Raw genomic sequence first — 17,463 nt, forward strand, 5'->3', positions numbered from 1 at the left:
GGCTGGCGTTGGCGTGGGTCGTGTGGAGCGTGCAGCAGCTCAGTGCGGATCTGCGTGAGTCGAATCGTGCGAGAGATGCGCTCGCGCGGCAGGTGCAGGATCTGGGCGGGGACCCGGTGGCCGGCGAGCCGGGCAGCCGCGGGCCGGTCGGCAGCACCGGGCCGCCGGGACCGACCGGCCCGCCGGGGCCGGCTGGCGCGGCGGGCCCGCGCGGCGAGCCGGGGGCGCGCGGTACGGCCGGCCGGACGGGGCCGGACGGCGCTGACGGGCAGACCGGGCAGCGGGGCGCCGCCGGGCCGATCGGCTCGCCGGGGCCGGCTGGCGCGGATGGTGCCGACGGTGAGGCGGGGGCGGACGGCGCAGCGGGCACCGATGGTGCGACGGGTCCGCAGGGTGAGCCCGGTCCGGCGGGTCCGCAGGGTCCTGCCGGTCCGGCGGGTGAGCAGGGCCCGCGAGGGGAGCCCGGCCCGGCCGGGGAGCAGGGGCCGCCCGGCCCGGCCTGCCCGGAGGGATACAGCCTCCAGCCGCCGGCTGATGACCCGGCCGCGCTGGTGTGCCGGCGGGACGGCGCGCCGGCGCCCGGGCCGGAGCCGACGCCGACCGGGTCGCAGGAGCCGGCGCTACCTGACCGCCGGCGGTCGTGAAGACGATGGCCCCCTCGCCGAGGGGGCCATCTGCGTTCCCCGCGACGGCGGGGCCGACCTGGTGGTGAGACGTGAAAAGGGAGCATCCCCGCGCGACGGGGAGCGGCGGGGCTAGTACACCATGGCGAGCCGGGGCTTGCGTGCAACCGTCCCGCAGCCGTGCCTGACCGCAATCTGCCGCAACCCGTGGGTACGCGCCAGCTATCCGGCGCATGCTGATCTCACCCAGACCAAGGAGAGGACGGCACATGACGCTCAGGTTCCTCGGCACCACCAGCGAAGACGGCGACTGCCCCACGCTGTACGACATTCCGGAGACCGACGAAGTCCTGGTCCAAGGCGACCGTGAGACCGACCCCGAGCACCTCGCCCAACTCCGCGATGTGAAGGCCAGCGAGACGTTCGTGCGGGTGCCGCGCTCGCTCCTCACCCGGTACGCACCGCGCACAGCCGCGCCCGAGCTGACGCCGTTCGCTGACATCGCGCACCTGTTCAGCGAGTTCCGGCACACCGCGTGGCGCCTGGAGACCCGCCGCGGTTACGCCTCGGACCGCAAGGGCGAGCGGTGGCAGCGGTGGGTGTCCGGTGAGGACATCACTGCCGACCTGGACAACGCGTGGCGGCGCAACGTGCGCACCCAGGTTGCCGCGGGGAAGCGCTTCGAGCGCGTGCGGCTGGTGGACGAGCCGATCACCGAGGGCCAACGGTTCCTCGCCGCCACCGCGCCCAGCAACATCCGCGCCGGCGAGGACATCCGCACCCTCACCCGCACCCGGGCGCTGGAACTTCGGCTGCCCGACTACGACTTCTGGCTGTTCGACTCGCGACTCGTCGCCCGCTTCGCCTTCGATGACGAGGACGCCACCCTGGGCGTCTACCTCTCCGAGGACCCGACCGAGGTCGTCGCGGCCTGCCAGGCCCGTGACGCCGCATGGCACCACGCCGCCCGGCCGGACGGGGTAACTTCCCCCATGTGAGCACCGACTTCCAGAGCGCACGGGTAGCCCTCGGCGCGCGGCTACGCGAGCTGCGCACCGAGGCCGACCTGTCCGGCAAGGGCCTAGCCGAGGCACTGGGCTGGCACCCGTCGAAGGTGTCACGGTTGGAGACCGGCAAGCAGACCGCGGCGCCGGCCGACCTGGCCGAGTGGGCTACGGCTGTCGGCCGGCCGGAGCTGGCGAGTGAGTTGAGAGGCCGGCTGGTCGGGCTGGAGACCACGTACCGGTCGTGGCGCCGGCAGCTCGCCGACGGGCACCGGCCGCGGCAAGAGGTCGCCATCGCAGAGACGGAGGCCACCCGCATGATCCGCGCCCTGGAAGTGACGCGCATCCCTGGTCTGGCGCAGACCGCGGACTACGCTCGCCACCTGCTTTCCGCCGCCGCCGAGTTCCGGCAGACGCCACGCGACACCGAAGACGCGGTCCGGGCCCGCATGCGGCGCCAGCAGGCACTCTACGAGCCGGGCAAGATGTTCCGCTTCCTCATCTGGGAAGGCGCGCTGTACGCCCTGCCGTGCCCGCCGGAGGTGATGGCCGCCCAGCTCGACCGGCTCGCCTCCCTGATCGGGCTGGACACTGTCGATCTGGCGATCATCCCTCTCAGCGCGCGCCTGCGCCGCGCTCCCTCGCACGGCTTCTGGATCTACGATCGGCGGCTCGTGATCGTGGAGACGGTGAGCACTGAGATGTGGCTCGACAGCGCCGAGTCGATCGCGCTGTACGAGCGGGCGTGGGAGTGGCAGGAGGAAGTCGCGGTCCGCGGGGCCCAGGCGCGCCGGCTGATCGTCCGGGCGCAGACTGCGCTGGAGAGTACGGCGTAAGCGATCTCGCGCAATGCCGCCGCGTGATTCGCAATCCCGCGCAATGGCCCGGCATGTGCGCAATGCGTCGCCCTACCGTGCCGGAGGTGATCCCCACCTCTGCCGTAGGAGGCCGCGCCATGCCCACCGACCTTGACCGGCCACCAGCCTGGATTCCCCCCGGCGCCGCCGTGCGCCGGCTGTACGTCGGCGACGCCGGCTGGCACGCCGTCAGCGTGCCGCTCATCACCGGAGCCATCACCCTCACCGCCCTCGGCGAAGACACCGGCGCGATCATCCAGGACGACGGCGCCCGGCTGCTGACCTGGCTCATCCACCCCAGGGCCGCCGACACCTACCGGCTGCCGGCCGAGGCGACCGTGATCAGGGATGGCGCCCCGCTCCACGTCCCGGGCCTCGACCGGGGCGACGGCATCTGGTGGTGCCTGCCGCCCACGGGGGGCCGGCCGGCGCTGACCCCCATGCCGGCCCTGGCCGCTGCCCTGGCTGCGGCCACGGCGGGCCGGCGGCCGAGGTGACCGACGCCCCCTACATCGCGCCGGCCTGCCTACTCGCCGCCGACCATCCGCAGGACATTGTCGACATGCACGCCGTCTGCCCCGGCCCGTATCGAGTGCCGGGCCCCGATGGCGAGCTGGTCCTCGCCGGCCGGTGCGACTGCCCCTGCCACCGCGAGGAGAAAGCATGACCCACTGGTGCTCATGGCACCGCGGCGAGGCCGACGACGCGATAGCGGTTCGCGTCATCGAGCAGACCTCCGGGCCCGGCAGGCCCGTCTACGCCTGCCCGGCCTGCTGCCGGTACCACCGCCTCACGCCGATAGCCCGCGGCGCCGCCGAGCCTGCGGGCCAGGTCCAGCGGCGCACCTGACTGCCGGCCGTGGCGCGCGAGGCGACCGTCCCGCCCGCGCCGTGGCTGGCCCGAGGCCGCCGTCGTGCTCGCCCCCGGGCCGGCGGCGGCCGACCTACGGGCAGGAATGTTACTGCCCAGTATGTAAGGTGCTCGCGTTCCCCACAGTCGTGTCAGGGTGTGCGCTTCACGCGAGGTGCGCCCTCCGTCCAGATGACGGAGCCCTGGCACAGAGCCGCCCCGGCGCCAGTACGCTCGGCGCCGGGGCGGTGCGCTGTCAGGCCGTCGAGACTCGGCCAACCTCGCCGAGAATTTAGACCAAGCGCCTTTCGGTGGTTCGGTTTGGCGCCACCAGCGAAATGGCAGGCGAGCACATCGCTCAACCTCGCACACCTTCTAAGCGCTTGGCCGCAGGTTCGAGTCCTGCCGGGGGCGCACACCCAGTCTCACCAGCGCGAACGCCGGTGAGGCTCTTTTGTGCGGCGCGCCACACCGCTCTTCGGCCAAGCACCCTGCCCCAGCCCTGCCCACGGCCGTCGGCAGCCACCGTCGCGCCCCGGACCCGCATCGCCCGCCGCGCCCTGGCCTCCCCGTACCCGGAGAGGGCCGGCTCGCCGATCACGGGCACGCTAACGAGCCGTGCGTAGTGCCGGCGTAAGCGGAAGCTGTGTCGGCTGCATGGCGGGTGGTGAGTGGTAGTGGGCGGCGAACGGCGGGCCGGGTGAGGAGGTGGAGGGGCGGGTTCCGTACGGGGCGACGTGCTCAGGGGCGGGGGACGAGTTGCAGCTCCGCCTGGGCCGCCGTGGCGCCGGCGGGGTGGTCCGAGGAACGGCTTCTGGCCAGGGCGCGGTTCAGGTGGCGCTGGGCGGCGTCCCGGTCGTCGCGGAGGCGCGCGGCGCGGCCCAGGCCGATTTCGGCGCCGATCTCGCCGCGGGTGTAGGCCCGTTCGGTCGAGGCGGTCAGGGCGCGCTCGTACAGTTCCGTGGCCTGTCGGGCGTGGCCGCCGGCCAGGGCGGTGTGGCCGAGCCAGATCAACGTCTCGATCACCTCCGTCCACAGCCCGAGTTCCTCGGCCACCAGCAGAGCTTCGCGGTGCAGCCGCTCCGCTCGCGCGGGGTCTCCATCGCGTTCGGCCGCGAGCGCCAGGGAGCGGGTGGCACGAAGCTGTCCCCAGCGGTCGCCGGCCTCGTGGAACAGGGCGGCGGCCAGTTCCGCGGACGCTTGGCCATGATCGTGGGCGCCTTCGTGGCTGGCCAGCTCGACCAGCGCCGCGGCCTCGCCCCAACGGTCCCGGGCGGCGCGCGCGCCGGTCAGGCTCGCCAGCAGCAGGCGCTGGCCCGCGTGGTGCTGGCCCTGGCCGGTCAGACCGGCGCCGACGAACCACCGCAACCGGGCCCGCAGCACCGGGTCGGCCAGGCCAGCGGTCGGGTCGTCGCCGACCGGGAGTGGGACCGTGTCGGCTGACGAGGTGCGTAGTTCGATGCCGGTCAGCCAGGCCCGCGCCGCCAGGCGTGCGGACGGGGCGCCGTCGCCGCCCGTGGCCAGCGCCGCCCGGAGCGCCCTGCGGGCCTCGGTGAGTCGCCCGCGCAGGTACCAGTACCAGGTCAACGCGTTCACCAGCCGCAACGCGTCTTCGGTGGCGTCCTCGGCCACCGCCAGGTCGAGCGCGCGGCGCAGGTTGACCGTCTCGGCGTCCAGGCGCTCCAGGCAGTGCCGCTGGTCCGGGCCGCGCAGTCGCTCGTTCGTCCGCTCGGCCAACTCGACGTAGCACCGTACGAACCGGGCGCGTACGGCGGTCACCTCGCCCGCTTCCGCGAGCCGCTCGGCCCCGTAGGCGGCCACCGATTCGAGCAGCCGGAACCGGTTCGCCGTGCGGACCACCAGCGACCGGTCCACCAGCCGCGACAGCAGGTCGGCCACCCGCTCGGCCGGCAGTTCCCCATCGGAGCAGACGGCCTCGGCGGATGACAGGGTGCAGCCGTCGGCGTGCACGGTCAGCCGGCGCAGCACGGTCTGCTCGTCGGCGCTCAGGAGCCGCCAGCTCCAGTCGAGCATGCCGCGCAGCGTCTGCTGCCTGGCGGGCAACCCACGCGCCCGCACCTCGGGCAGGGGGAACTGGCTGGCCAGGCAGGTGGCAAGCTCGTCCGGGCTCAGCGTGCGCAGTCGCGGAGCCACGAGTTCCAGTGCGAGCGGAATGCCGTCGAGGCGGCGGCAGATGGCGGAGACGGCCGCTGCGTTGGCCGCGTCCAAGGCGAAGCCGGGCGCCGCTGCCGCCGCCCGCTCCACGAACAGCCTCGCCGCGCTGGACCGGCCGACGGTGCCCGGGTCGGTGTGCTCCGGCAACGCCAGCGGCGGCACCGGGTGCACCACCTCGCCGGGGATGCCGAGGGCTTCCTGGCTGGTGACCAGGAGATGCCCATCGGACACCGTGGTCAGGACGGCGCTGACGAGCGCGGCGACCGGCTCGACCAGGTGCTCGCAGTTGTCGAGGAGGATCAGCAGCCGCTTGGCGGCCACCGCCTGACACAGCCAGCCCACCAGGTCGTCGAGGTTCGGTTCGGTCGCCGCGGTGTCGCACAGCCCCAGCGTCGTGGTGATCCGTTCGGCGATGTCGTCCGGGGTCGACGTGGCCCGCAGACCGGCCAGCTCGACCAGCCACACCCCGTCGGGGTACCGGTCGGCCACCTCGCGCGCCGCGGCGATCGCCAGCCGCGTCTTCCCGACGCCGCCGAGGCCGGTGAGCGTGACCAGCCGGGTGCCCGCTTCCGAACCCAGCCACGCCCGCACCTGACCGACCGCCTCGCTCCGCCCGATCAGCGACGTCAGCGGCGCGGGCAGGTTCGTACGGCACGACAGCGACGCGACGGTCGGCGGCGCCAGGTGCGCGTCCTGGCGCAGGATCGCCTCGTGCAGGGCGCAGGCCGCAGGCCCGGGCGCCACTCCCAACTCCTCGTCCAACTGGCACCGCAACTCCTCGAAGCTGCGCAGCGCGTCGCCCTGCCGCCCGGACCGGTACAGCGCGCGCATGTGGGCCATGCGCAGTCGCTCGCGCAGCGGGTGCCGCGCCACCAGGTCGCCCAGTTCCGTGGCCAACGCCGTGTGCTCGCCGAGCGTGAGTCGTACCTCGGCCTGGTCCTCCAGGACGGTCAGCCGCAACTCCTCCAGCCGCGAGATCTCGCCGCGGGCGAACAACGACTCGGCGACATCGGCGTAGGCAGGGCCCCGCCACAACGCGAGCGCGTCGGCGAACAGCTCCCCCTTGACCGCCAACTCCTCGTGCGCGCGGGCATCCTCGGCCAGTTCCTGAAACCGCAGGGCGTCGACCGTGTCGTCGGCCAGCAACAGTCGATAGCCCGCGGGCTCGCGGATCACCTGTTCCCGGCCCAGCACGCGGCGCAACTGGGAGATCTTGGTCTGCAGCGCGTTGGCCGCCCCGCCCGGTGGGTTGCCCGTCCATAGATCCTCGATGAGCCGGTCCGCCGGGACCGGGCCGCCCCCGTGGATCAGCAGATTCGCCAGCAGGGCGCGCACCTTCGCCTCGGGGACCTTGACCTGCCGCCCCTCGGCGTCCCAGACGGCCAGCGGGCCGAGCACCCCGTAGCGCATGGTCACAGCCTAGCTCCGGCGAACCATCAGGAAACCGTGCGCGCTCGTCGGCAGGGTGACGTCGCACGTCCTCGCAGCTTTCCCGCCACCTCGGCGGACGGTGACGCGAGCCGACGCGCGTCTCTCGACCGATCTCCACAGATCTCCGTCGACCTCCATTGATCTCTACCCCCATGTCGTGCGGCGTCCCGGTACGTCGCGCGGCGCACACGGAACGCAGGAGAGCGCCATGAGCACACCGACCGCACGCAGAGCCGGCCCTCGGGAGTGGGGAGGGCTGGCCGTCCTCTCGCTGCCCACCGTGCTGCTCGGCCTCGACGTCACCGTGCTGTACCTCGCCCTTCCCTCGCTCGCGGAGGACCTGCACCCGAGCGCCACCCAAGAGTTGTGGATCATGGATGCCTATGGCTTCCTGATCGCCGGCTTCCTGATCACCATGGGCACGCTGGGCGACCGCATCGGTCGTCGCAAGCTGCTGATGATCGGGGCAGCCGCCTTCGGGGTCGTCTCGGTTGTGGCCGCGTACTCCGACAGCGTCAACGTGCTCATCGCCGCGCGCGGGGCGCTGGGCATCGCCGGCGCCACGCTGATGCCGTCCACGCTGGCGCTGATCAGCAACATGTTCGCCGACCCACGCCAGCGGTCGCTGGCCATCGGTGTCTGGGCGACGAGCTTCGCGCTCGGCATGGCGCTCGGGCCGGTGGTGGGTGGCGCGATGCTGGACCGGTTCTGGTGGGGTTCGGCGTTCCTCCTCGCGGTCCCGGTCGCGATCGTCCTCCTGGTGGCCGCACCGGTGTTGATACCCGAGTACCGGGCGCCGGGGAGCGGCCGGTTCGACCTGCTCAGCGTGGCGCTGTCGCTGGTCGCGATCCTGCCGGTCATCTACGCGGTGAAGCGGGTCGCCGCAGACGGCTTCCAGGCCCCCACCGTCGGCGCCACGGTGATCGGCCTGGCGGGCGCGGTGTTGTTCGTCCGCCGGCAGGGCAGGTTGGCGAGCCCGCTGCTGGACGTACGGCTCTTCGTCAACCGCACGTTCAGCGCCGCGCTGAGCGTCCTGCTCGTCGGGCTGGTCGGCGTGGGCGGCGCGATGCTGTTGATCACGCAGCAACTCCAACTTGTCGCGGAACTGCCGCCGATCGAAGCTGGCCTGTGGATGGGGCCGCCCGCGTTGATGATGCTCGTGGCCGCGATCGGGTCGCCGCTGGTCGCGCGCCGCGTCCCGGCGGGGATCGTGGTGGCTACCGCGCTGGGTCTCGCGACGTTCGGATACGTCCTGCTCACCCAGGTCACGGCCACGAGCGGTGTCGCCCTGCTCGTGGCGGGCTTCGGGCTGGTCTACCTGGGGCTCGGGTCGATCGCGGCCCTGGGTACGGACCTGGTGGTGGGAGCCGCGCCTCCGGAGAAGGCCGGCTCCGCGTCGGCGATGTCGGAGACCGTGCAGGAGCTCGGCCTCGCCCTGGGCGTGGCAATCCTGGGCAGCCTGGCCACCGCCGTCTACCGCGCCCGCGTCGACGACCAGCTCCCCGCCGGTACGCCGTCCGAGGTCGCCGACATGGCGGGTGACAGCCTCGCCGGCGCGTCCTCGACGGCGGACCGGCTGCCCGCCGGCTGGCTCGACCAGGCGAAGGAGGCCGCGACCTCGGGGCTGCACGTCGCCATGCTGGTCGCCGCGGTGAGCACCCTGGTGCTCGCGTTCCTGTCGGCCGTTGTGTTGCGGCACGTCGGCACCATCGGCGCCGATGAGCCGGAGGGCGACGAGGCAGATGTGGCGGAGCCCGCTGGGCAGGAGGCCGAGCAGGGAGCCTGAGCGTGATGAGTCGTCGTTCGTCTTCACGCTCCCGACGCTAGGGGTCAAGAGAGGCGAACAGCCTGTTCGAGGGGACGAACAGCCCTTACGTGTGAGCGAGTTATCCACAGGCGTCGGTCTGTCCACACGCCCCAGCGAGATTCGCGGGCCGAGCGCACGATGGGACCACTCGCGGCGGCTGCGACCGACGAAGCACACAGAGCAGGCGGTAGCGCAGGAGCGGCGAGTGGCGGGGCGGCCCCGTTGTGCCACCGGGCGCGACGGGGCCGGCCCGGACAGCCGACCACCCGGCGGCGCGGGTCACACGCGCTGCCCGGGTGAGTGGCTGACGGATGCGTGGCCAAGAGAGCGAGGAGCGAGATGAACGAGACCGAAGTGACGGTGGTGGGCAACGCGGCGACGCGGCCGGAGTACAAGGAGACGGCGGCGGGGGTCGCGGTGGTGCGGTTCCGGCTCGCCGTGACCGCCCGCCGCTGGGACCGTGAGCGCACGCAGTGGGCGGACGGCGGGACGAGTTTCTACACGGTGCGGGCCTGGCGGGCTCTGGCGGGGAACGTGGCCGCGTCGGTGACGCTCGGTGAACCCCTCATCGTGCGGGGCCGGTTGCGTATTCAGGAGCGGGAGCGGGACGGGAAGTGGTGGTTCTCGGCCGACCTCGACGCGTTCGCCATCGGCCACGATCTGGCGCGCGGTACGTCGGCGTTCCGGCGGGTGACCCAGGTGAGGCAGCCGACATCCGGAGCGCTTGAATCCCCCTCTTCGGGCGTGCCAACGGGAGTTGAACCATTCGTGGCAGCGGCGGCCGGCGGGGGAGCCCGTGAGGCGGTGTCGGAAATCTCGGCTATGGGGGCAACACCCCCATGAATCCACGGGGATTTATCGATAATCGTGGCCCGTGAACCGCGATGCGGATAACGATTCCGAGTCGGATCGGTGGCCAAGGCTGGCTACCAGGGGGTCAGGGTCTGGCCCGTACTTAGGATCGCCGTCCGTAGTAACGAGGGCTCCCGGGTTTTGAGTTCGCTGTCAGGGCGACGCAGGTCGGTGACCGCTCGCGCCTGCCCTGGAAGGGAAATCCATGCTTTCTGTCACGAGGCGGAGTACCGGCCGCCTTGCCGTCGCGGCCCTGACCTTCGGGCTGGTCGCTGCGGGTGCGATCGGCGTGGCGGGGCCGGCCGCGGCGGACGAGGTGCCCATGCACCGCGGCGGCGCGACGGCGACGCTCGGCGGCCTCAAGACCTTCGACCAGGCGATCATTCGCGAGGGCGGGAAGACGGAGAAGATCGGTGCCGGCCTTTTCGAGATGTCCGTCGACAATGGCGGCACGCTGCAGAGCTACTGCATCGACATCCGCAACCCGACCCAGGACCAGGCGAAGTACCAGGAAGTCCCCTGGAAGTCCTCGTCGCTCCACGACAACCCTGACGCGGGAAAGATTCGCTGGATTCTCCAGCACTCGTACCCGCAGATAAACGACCTCGATCGACTGGCCGAAGTGGCCGGCACGGGCACATTGAGTGAGAAGACCGCCGCAGCCGGTACGCAGGTGGCGATCTGGCGTTACTCCGATCACATCCGGGTGGACGCCGTGGACCCGCAGGCGGAGAAACTCGCCGACTATCTGTACAAGGCGGCGCGAACCGTCGCGGAGCCCAGGGCGTCGCTCACGCTCGACCCGCCCGCGATCGCCGGAAAGACCGGCAAGCGGCTGGGCCCGGTGACGGTGCGGACGAACGCGAGCAGCGTCACCGTCGCGCCGCCCACGACCACCGTGCCCTCCGGGGTGAAGGTCGTCGGCGGCAACGGCAAGCCGATCACGCGGGCGGTCAACGGCACCAAGCTCTTCCTCGACGTGCCCGCGGGATCGCCGGACGGCACGGCCGGGCTGACGGTGGAGGCGTCCGCCAAGGTGCCCGTCGGCCGGGCCTTCACCGGCGTCGGGCAGCACACCAAGAGCCAGACGCAGATCCTGGCGGGCTCCAGCGAGAGCACCGTCTCGGCCAAGGCCACGGCGGTCTGGGCCAGGAGCGGGGCCATACCGGCGGTCTCGGCCAGGCAGAACTGCGCCAAGGGCGGCGTGGACGTCACGGTGGCCAACAAGGGCGACGCGCCGTTCACCTACACACTGGCGGGGCGCGAGCACACGGTCGCGTCGTCCGCGACCAAGACCATCACCGTGCCGGCGCGGGAGGACCAGGCGTACCGCTTCACGCTCGTCGGCCCGGACGGCCTGGAGAAGACCTTCACCGGGGCGCTGGACTGCCAGACCGTGACCGAGGATGGTCGTGCCGACGACGCCTCCATCGTCGCCGGCGGCGGGGCCCCGCCGACCGCGCGGCCGAGCCCCGCCGCGGCGGACGGCCCCACGGGGGACGAGGTGGCGGCACCCGAGAGCGGTGACCTGGCCGACACGGGGAGCAGCAGTCCGGTTGCCCTGATCGCGGGTATAGCGGGTGGGCTGCTGGTCGTCGGCGGCGGTGCGTTGTTCCTCGTCCGCAGGAAGAGGACGGCGCCGTCGAGCGAGCCGAACGAGTAGGGTCCGCGACCTACGGCCCACGGCCACGGAGCGGCTCTGCGTCGGCGGCGCGTACGGGGGGCGAGTGCCGCTCGGTGTCTGGCGGCCGGTGACCGTTGGCTGGCAGGCGGCCCGGTGGTCGCCCGACGGCCGGCCCGGGTGACCGAATGTGAGCGGTCGCGTACCGGCGCCGACTGTGGGACCCGTCACTACCGCCGCCGCGTCGTAGGGGGCGGCCCGGACCCAGCCGGCTCGGGCCGGCCCGGCCCGAGCCGGGTGCGGAGCGAGCCCCGGGGGCGGCGGCGGGGGTGCCCCGGGCGGGGAAGGCGAGCGTGCGGCGGCGGGCTGGCGGGGCGCTCGACCGGATGACGTGTACAGCTCGTGCGCGGCCTACCGACAGGGCCGCGCGATGCCGGAGGAGACGGCTGGCGACCGGGGACCTTACTCGTTTTCGCCCAGCTCTACCCGTACGGCAAGATGGTTCTATCTGCCCACTCTCATGATTGCCGGACGGTTTCTCTTGGCTGAGTACATCTACACCATGCGCAAGGCCCGAAAGGCCCATGGCGACAAGGTGATCCTCGACGACGTCAACCTGAACTTCCTGCCGGGCGCGAAGATCGGTGTCGTCGGCCCGAACGGCGCGGGTAAGTCGACCGTTCTCAAGATCATGGCCGGTCTTGAGCAGCCGTCCAACGGTGACGCCTTCCTCGCGCCCGGGTTCAGCGTCGGCATGCTCCTCCAGGAGCCGCCGCTGGACGAGTCCAAGACCGTTCTGCAGAACGTGCAGGACGGCGCTGCGGAGCTCATGGGCAAGCTCAAGCGCTTCAACGAGGTCGCCGAGCTGATGGCGACGGACTACTCCGACGCGTTGATGGAGGAGATGGGCAAGCTCCAGGAGGATCTTGACCACGCCAACGCCTGGGACCTCGACACCCAGCTCGAGCAGGCCATGGACGCCCTGGGCTGCCCGCCGGGCGACTGGCCGGTCACCAACCTCTCCGGTGGCGAGCGCCGTCGCGTGGCGCTCTGCAAGCTGCTGCTTGAGGCCCCCGACCTGCTGCTCCTCGACGAGCCCACCAACCACCTGGACGCCGAGTCCGTGCAGTGGCTGGAGCAGCACCTCGCCAAGTACGCCGGCACCGTCGTCGCCGTCACCCACGACCGGTACTTCCTCGACAACGTCGCCGAGTGGATTCTGGAGCTCGACCGCGGCCGGGCCCACCCGTACGAGGGCAACTACTCGACCTACCTCGACAAGAAGGCCACCCGCCTCAAGGTGGAGGGGCAGAAGGACGCCAAGCGCGCCAAGCGCCTCAAGGAAGAACTGGAGTGGGTGCGCTCCAACGCCAAGGGCCGACAGGCCAAGTCGAAGGCGCGCCTGACCCGTTACGAGGAGATGGCCGCCGAGGCGGAGAAGACCAGGAAGCTGGACTTCGAGGAGATCCAGATCCCGCCGGGCCCGCGCCTGGGCAACGTCGTGGTCGAGGTGGAGAACCTCTCCAAGGCGTTCGGGGACAAGGTCCTCATCGACGACCTGTCCTTCACCCTGCCGCGCAACGGCATCGTCGGCGTCATCGGCCCGAACGGCGCGGGCAAGACCACCCTGTTCAAGATGATCCAGGGGCTGGAGACCGCGGACTCCGGCACGATCAAGGTCGGCGACACCGTCAAGATCTCCTACGTCGACCAGAACCGCTCCAACATCGACCCGAAGAAGACGCTGTGGGCCGTCGTCTCCGACGAGCTGGACTACATCAACGTCGGTCAGGTCGAGATGCCCTCGCGGGCGTACGTCAGCGCCTTCGGCTTCAAGGGCCCGGACCAGCAGAAGCCCGCCGGCGTGCTCTCCGGTGGTGAGCGCAACCGCCTCAACCTGGCGCTCACCCTCAAGCAGGGCGGCAACCTGCTCCTCCTCGACGAGCCGACCAACGACCTCGACGTCGAGACGCTGTCCTCGCTGGAGAACGCGCTCCTCGAGTTCCCCGGTTGCGCCGTGGTCGTCTCCCACGACCGCTGGTTCCTCGACCGCGTCGCCACGCACATCCTGGCGTACGAGGGCGAGTCGAAGTGGTTCTGGTTCGAGGGCAACTTCGAGTCGTACGAGAAGAACAAGGTCGAGCGGCTCGGCCCGGACGCGGCCCGGCCCCATCGCGCCACGTACAAGAAGCTGACCAGGGGCTGAGCTGCGATGGCACGGCACAAGTACGCGTGCGCGCTGCGCTGGTCGGACATGGACGCCTTCGGGCACGTCAACAACGTGGTCTTCCTCCGCTATCTGGAGGAGGCGCGCGTTGACCTGATGTGGCGGCTGGCGGCCGAGGCCGAGGGTGACGCGTTCTCGGGCGGCTCCGTGGTGGCCCGACACGAGATCGACTACCGCAAGCCGCTCGTGCACCGGCACGAGCCGGTGCTCGTCGAGACCTGGGTGACGAAGATCGGCGCCGCGTCGCTGACCCTCTCGTACGAGGTCAAGGACGAGGAAACCGTGTACGTGCGAGCCTCCACCGTGGTCGTTCCGTACGACCTGGACGCCGGTCGCCCCCGGCGGCTCACGCCGGTGGAGGAGCGGTTCCTCACGGCGTACCTGGAGGAGGCGCCGGCCAAGGGTAGGCGCAAGCGCGACGACGAGTCGGAGGAGGCCGTCGCCGCATGACGGCGCCAGCGCTGCACTTCGCCGACGCCAGGGAGGCGGCCGACCTCGCCGCCTTCCTGGCCCGGTTGATCCACTACGACCGGGCCGCGGCGGTGCGGCTCCAGGCGAGCGTGACCAGTGCCGGCCCGCGGCCGGGCGGGGTACTCGCGGTCTTCGGCCGCCCGGCCTCGTTCGAAGTGCTGGCCATCCGTACGGCGCTGCTGGCACCGCCCCCGCCAGCGGCTCAACCCGTGCCAGCGGCGGCGGACGCCTCCGCAGGGGGCGCCGGCGCCGCCGAGGCGAGCGCCGGAGACGGTGTGGCCGGTGCGCCGTGGGAGTTGGACGTCACGGTCTCGGCCGGGCAGTTCGCCGACGCGGTGGACGCGGCCCGAGAAAGCGCCGGGCCCGTCATGGACGAGGCCGGCTCGGACCGGGCCGCGCCGGGCGCGGGCGGGCCGCGCGGGCTGACCGTCGTGGTGCCGCAGCCGGTCACCGGTCCGCCGTGGGCGGGTGTGCTCCCGCCGCGTGGCGGCTGGCAGCGCGTGGCCGGGCTGCCCGACGCGCGGGCGGTGCGCGGGGCGGTGGCGGCGGCGGTCGCGGAGTTCCGGGCCCGGGACGAGGCGCTGGCACCCGAGCTGCGCACACGCGCCGAGCGCGACCGTATCGGCCGTGAGATCTGGTCCCGCACCCTAGGCGAGACGCAGCTGCCGTTGCGGGCCGCGCACGCGGCGCAGGCCCTGGGCTTCCTGCGTCCCACCCACCCCAGCGGTGGCACGGCGACGGCTGCGCACCCGGGGTCGCCCACACCGCCCACCGCCGCGCTCGGCACCGGAACGGCCCGGGCGCCCGAGACCGGGGTGGCAACGGTCGGCTCGCCGACCACGGCGGTAGCCGAAAGCCCGGCATCCGCGCTGGGCACGGCGACCGCGCCCGCGACCTCGACGCCGGTGGCGTCCTCCGCCGCGCACGGCGCGGAGCGGGCCGGGGCGACGCCGGGGGCGGCGGAGCCGCCGCTGGTGCTGTTCGCCGCCCGCGGGTGGCTGCGGCTGCGGACGCCGTACGGGTCCATAGCCGTGCGCACGGCGGGCCCACCCGGCCTCTCGGTCACCCCGGCGTAGCGGGCTCGTCCCCGCCGCAGGGCCGCTCACCGCCTGCGATGGTGCGGGAGCGGCGCCAGGCCGGGGGCCGAGCACGCACGGCTGGGGTGCGCCCGCGCGGAGAGCGGTCGGGGTGCCGTGACACCGGTGGCCCGAGGGGCCCGGGCGCTGTCGTGTGCCGGGGGCGGGACGCGCGGCGTGAGCTGTGATGGCGTGCGGTAGCGGTGGGACGGACGAGAGGGCGGGTGTGGTGGACGGCGACCGGGTGGCGGAGTTCGATCTGGAGTTGGGCGGGGGCAGCAAGCTACGGGTGTACGACACGGGTGGCCCGGGCGGCGATGACCGGCTCGCGCTGTTCTGGCACCACGGCACGCCGAACATCGGCGCCCCGCCCCGTCCCCTCCTGCCGGCCGCGGCCCGACTGGGGCTGCGCTGGGTGTCGTACGACCGCCCCGGGTACGGCGGCTCGACGCCGCGGCCGGGCCGGAACGTGGCGTCCGCGGCCGACGACGCCGCTGCCGTGGCCGACGCGTTGGGCATCGACCGGTTCGCGGTGCTGGGCCACTCCGGCGGTGGCCCGCACGCCCTGGCCTGTGCTGCGCGGCTGCCGGAGCGGGTGGTGGGCGTCGTCAGCGTGGCGGGGTTGGCGCCGTTCGACGCGGAGGGGCTCGACTGGTTCGCCGGCATGACGGAGTCGGGCGCGGCGTCGCTGCGCGCGGCCGTCGCGGGCCGGGCGGCGAAGGAACGGTACGAGGCGAACGCCGCGTACGACCCGGAGATGTTCGTTCCGGCCGATCACGCCGCCCTGGCCGGGGAGTGGGCGTGGTTCGAGGACATCGTGGGCCCGGCGGTGGCGGCGGGGCCGGGCGGGCTCATAGCCGACGACCTGGCCTATGTCGCCCCCTGGGGGTTCGACCCCGCGCGGGTCGTCGCGCCGACGCTGGTCCTGCACGGCGGCCTTGACCGCATCGTGCCCAGCGCACACGCCAGGTGGCTGGCCCACCAGATCCCCGCGGCCGAGCTGCTCCTGCGGGAAGGCGACGGGCACATCTCGGTTCTGAGTGGCGCCGAGGCCGCGTTGCGCTGGCTCGCGGAGCGCGCTACCGCCCGCTGACCCGCGCCCGTGCGGCGTCTGGCGACCCGCAATTCGTACGCCCCGGTTGACCCCGCTACCCCGGCTGTCCCTGCTACCCCGGCTGTTCCTGCTGGCCCCGCCCGTACCACCGCCGGCTGACGCGCTGTCCGTGCGGTCACCCACCCGGCCAGGCGGTGGTCGGCGGGCCGGGCGGGCAGCGGCTTCCCGAGCGCGCCCCACCACGGGTGCCGCCGGGGTAGGTGGGGCTACGGCTGTGCACCGCCCGCGTTGCCCGGGCCGCTCTGGTCGTCGTCCTGGTCGCCCTGGCTGCTCTCGCTGTCCTCGCCAGCCCTGCCGTTCTGGGGGGCGTCGGGCGGTGGGGAGTGGTCGGGCCAGACGGCTATGTGGTCGGGTTCGAGTTCGAGGAGGACGCGGTGTTCCATGCCGAGCGACTGCGTGTAGTCGGCGGGCAGTTGCAGCCGGCCGGCGCGGTCGAGCATCGCGTACTCGCGTGCCACCAGGGACTCCTGGCCCGTCTCGGCGTCCACCTCGGTGCGGCGCAGCACCTCCGAGGAGGTGCGGCCGTCGCGGATGGCCACCGTTCGACGGACCTCGCTGGCCACGGTCTGGTCGTGCGTCACGATGACGATGGTGGTGCCGAGTTCGGCGTTGGCCGTGCGGAAGGCGGCGAAGATCTCCTCGCCGGTGGCCGAGTCCAGCTCGCCGGTCGGCTCGTCGGCCAGGAGTACGGAGGGGGTGTTGGCGAGCGCCACGGCGATGGCCGCGCGCTGCTGCTCGCCGCCGGACATCTGCTGCGGGCGCTTGTCCCGGCAGTGGTCGATCCGCAGCATCCGGAGCAGCTCGTCGGCGTGCTTCAGGCGCGCCGCGCGCTGCCGGCCGCGGCCCCGCAACTGCATGGGGAGGAGCACGTTCTGGATGGTGGTCAGGTACGGGAGCAGGTTGCGAGCCGTCTGCTGCCAGACGAAGCCGACGATGTCGCGGCGGTAGCGCAGCCGGGCCTTCGCGTCCATGTTCAGCAGGTCGCTGCCGGCCACCGAGGCCGCGCCGGCCGTGGGTACGTCCAGGCCGGCCAGGATGTTCATCAGCGTGGACTTGCCGCTGCCGGACGCGCCCACCAGGGCCATCAACTCGCCCTCGGACACCAGCAGGTCGAGCCCCTGGAGCGCCTGCACCTCGACGCCGTCGGTGGAGAAGACGCGGACCAGCCGGTCGCAGGTGATCAGCGCGTCGTGGCCGAAGGCGGGGCGGTCGCGGTGCGAGGTGGCCCGGCGTTCCAGCTCGGCCAGCGACGGCACGGCCGGCCGGCGCCCGGCGCCTCCACCCGAAGCGCCCCCGCCCGCAGCGCCTCCACCCGAAGCGTCTCCGCCCGCAGCGCCCCCGCCCATGGCGGGCCCG

14 protein-coding genes are annotated in these 17,463 nt (G+C 72.9%); 11 read left to right on the forward strand and 3 right to left on the reverse strand.

From position 1 onward, the window contains the following. Positions 1-892 precede the first annotated feature (892 nt). From AC3CHW_RS24290 to AC3CHW_RS24300, 3 genes are all read left to right on the forward strand, one after another. Complete coding sequence (locus tag AC3CHW_RS24290; RefSeq protein WP_488467896.1) at positions 893-1,621, forward strand: DUF6879 family protein; 729 nt, start codon at positions 893-895, stop codon at positions 1,619-1,621. Continuing rightward, positions 1,618-2,463 carry a helix-turn-helix domain-containing protein gene (locus AC3CHW_RS24295; RefSeq protein ID WP_488467897.1) on the forward strand — a complete coding sequence of 282 codons (846 nt, stop codon included), beginning with the start codon at positions 1,618-1,620 and terminating at the stop codon, positions 2,461-2,463. The genes AC3CHW_RS24290 and AC3CHW_RS24295 overlap by 4 nt, the downstream gene beginning before the upstream one ends. A gap of 119 nt (positions 2,464-2,582) precedes the next feature. Next, a complete protein-coding gene (locus AC3CHW_RS24300) occupies positions 2,583-2,981 on the forward strand; it encodes a hypothetical protein (RefSeq protein WP_488467898.1) in 399 nt (132 codons plus the stop codon). A 29-nt stretch (positions 2,982-3,010) separates the two neighbouring features. On the opposite strand, the gene AC3CHW_RS24305 is transcribed toward AC3CHW_RS24300, so the two are convergent. Continuing rightward, the gene (locus AC3CHW_RS24305; protein WP_488467899.1) at positions 3,011-3,133 is read right to left on the reverse strand and encodes a hypothetical protein; all 123 of its coding nucleotides are present in this window, start codon (positions 3,131-3,133) and stop codon (positions 3,011-3,013) included. Between the two features lie 14 nt (positions 3,134-3,147). Between AC3CHW_RS24305 and AC3CHW_RS24310 the strand changes: the two genes are divergently transcribed. Then, entirely contained in the window at positions 3,148-3,333 is a 186-nt protein-coding gene (locus AC3CHW_RS24310) for a hypothetical protein (RefSeq protein WP_488467900.1), read from the forward strand. A 741-nt stretch (positions 3,334-4,074) separates the two neighbouring features. Here AC3CHW_RS24310 and AC3CHW_RS24315 read toward each other — a convergent pair. Then, positions 4,075-6,918, reverse strand: coding sequence for an AfsR/SARP family transcriptional regulator (locus AC3CHW_RS24315; RefSeq protein WP_488467901.1), 2,844 nt, complete (start codon positions 6,916-6,918; stop codon positions 4,075-4,077). Between the two features lie 229 nt (positions 6,919-7,147). On the opposite strand from AC3CHW_RS24315, the gene AC3CHW_RS24320 reads away from it, so the two are divergent. From AC3CHW_RS24320 to AC3CHW_RS24350, 7 genes are all read left to right on the forward strand, one after another. Next, positions 7,148-8,725 carry an MFS transporter gene (locus AC3CHW_RS24320; protein WP_488467902.1) on the forward strand — a complete coding sequence of 526 codons (1,578 nt, stop codon included), beginning with the start codon at positions 7,148-7,150 and terminating at the stop codon, positions 8,723-8,725. A 336-nt stretch (positions 8,726-9,061) separates the two neighbouring features. Continuing rightward, positions 9,062-9,589: a single-stranded DNA-binding protein gene (locus AC3CHW_RS24325; protein WP_488467903.1), complete on the forward strand. Its 528-nt coding sequence runs from the start codon at positions 9,062-9,064 to the stop codon at positions 9,587-9,589. Between the two features lie 214 nt (positions 9,590-9,803). After that, complete coding sequence (locus AC3CHW_RS24330) at positions 9,804-11,261, forward strand: thioester domain-containing protein (RefSeq protein ID WP_488467904.1); 1,458 nt, start codon at positions 9,804-9,806, stop codon at positions 11,259-11,261. A gap of 499 nt (positions 11,262-11,760) precedes the next feature. Further along, entirely contained in the window at positions 11,761-13,425 is a 1,665-nt protein-coding gene (ettA, locus tag AC3CHW_RS24335; RefSeq protein ID WP_381156353.1) for an energy-dependent translational throttle protein EttA, read from the forward strand. A gap of 6 nt (positions 13,426-13,431) precedes the next feature. Further along, entirely contained in the window at positions 13,432-13,896 is a 465-nt protein-coding gene (locus AC3CHW_RS24340; RefSeq protein ID WP_187089190.1) for an acyl-CoA thioesterase, read from the forward strand. Beyond that, positions 13,893-14,993: a DUF8185 domain-containing protein gene (locus tag AC3CHW_RS24345; RefSeq protein WP_488467905.1), complete on the forward strand. Its 1,101-nt coding sequence runs from the start codon at positions 13,893-13,895 to the stop codon at positions 14,991-14,993. Before AC3CHW_RS24340 ends, AC3CHW_RS24345 begins: the two co-directional genes overlap by 4 nt. Before the next feature lie 187 nt (positions 14,994-15,180). Continuing rightward, positions 15,181-16,086 (forward strand): alpha/beta fold hydrolase, encoded by a 906-nt coding sequence (locus tag AC3CHW_RS24350; RefSeq protein WP_488467906.1) that lies wholly within the window; start codon positions 15,181-15,183, stop codon positions 16,084-16,086. 227 nt (positions 16,087-16,313) lie between these two features. Here AC3CHW_RS24350 and AC3CHW_RS24355 read toward each other — a convergent pair whose 3' ends face one another. Next, a complete protein-coding gene (locus AC3CHW_RS24355; protein WP_488471153.1) occupies positions 16,314-17,453 on the reverse strand; it encodes an ABC transporter ATP-binding protein in 1,140 nt (379 codons plus the stop codon). Between the last annotated feature and the right edge of the window lie 10 nt (positions 17,454-17,463).

It is taken from the genome of Streptomyces sp. MGP-BFMKR1 (assembly GCF_057766585.1).

What these genes read in the sequence shown, in the direction of transcription:
- AC3CHW_RS24350 (WP_488467906.1), top strand. Translation starts at nt 15,181, where the DNA reads ATGGCGTGCGGTAGCGGTGGGACGGACGAGAGGGCGGGTGTGGTGGAC.
- AC3CHW_RS24340 (WP_187089190.1), top strand. Translation starts at nt 13,432, where the DNA reads ATGGCACGGCACAAGTACGCGTGCGCGCTGCGCTGGTCGGACATGGAC.
- AC3CHW_RS24290 (WP_488467896.1), top strand. Translation starts at nt 893, where the DNA reads ATGACGCTCAGGTTCCTCGGCACCACCAGCGAAGACGGCGACTGCCCC.
- AC3CHW_RS24330 (WP_488467904.1), top strand. Translation starts at nt 9,804, where the DNA reads ATGCTTTCTGTCACGAGGCGGAGTACCGGCCGCCTTGCCGTCGCGGCC.
- AC3CHW_RS24300 (WP_488467898.1), top strand. Translation starts at nt 2,583, where the DNA reads ATGCCCACCGACCTTGACCGGCCACCAGCCTGGATTCCCCCCGGCGCC.
- AC3CHW_RS24355 (WP_488471153.1), bottom strand. Translation starts at nt 17,453, where the DNA reads ATGGGCGGGGGCGCTGCGGGCGGAGACGCTTCGGGTGGAGGCGCTGCG.
- AC3CHW_RS24310 (WP_488467900.1), top strand. Translation starts at nt 3,148, where the DNA reads ATGACCCACTGGTGCTCATGGCACCGCGGCGAGGCCGACGACGCGATA.
- AC3CHW_RS24345 (WP_488467905.1), top strand. Translation starts at nt 13,893, where the DNA reads ATGACGGCGCCAGCGCTGCACTTCGCCGACGCCAGGGAGGCGGCCGAC.
- AC3CHW_RS24315 (WP_488467901.1), bottom strand. Translation starts at nt 6,918, where the DNA reads ATGCGCTACGGGGTGCTCGGCCCGCTGGCCGTCTGGGACGCCGAGGGG.
- AC3CHW_RS24320 (WP_488467902.1), top strand. Translation starts at nt 7,148, where the DNA reads ATGAGCACACCGACCGCACGCAGAGCCGGCCCTCGGGAGTGGGGAGGG.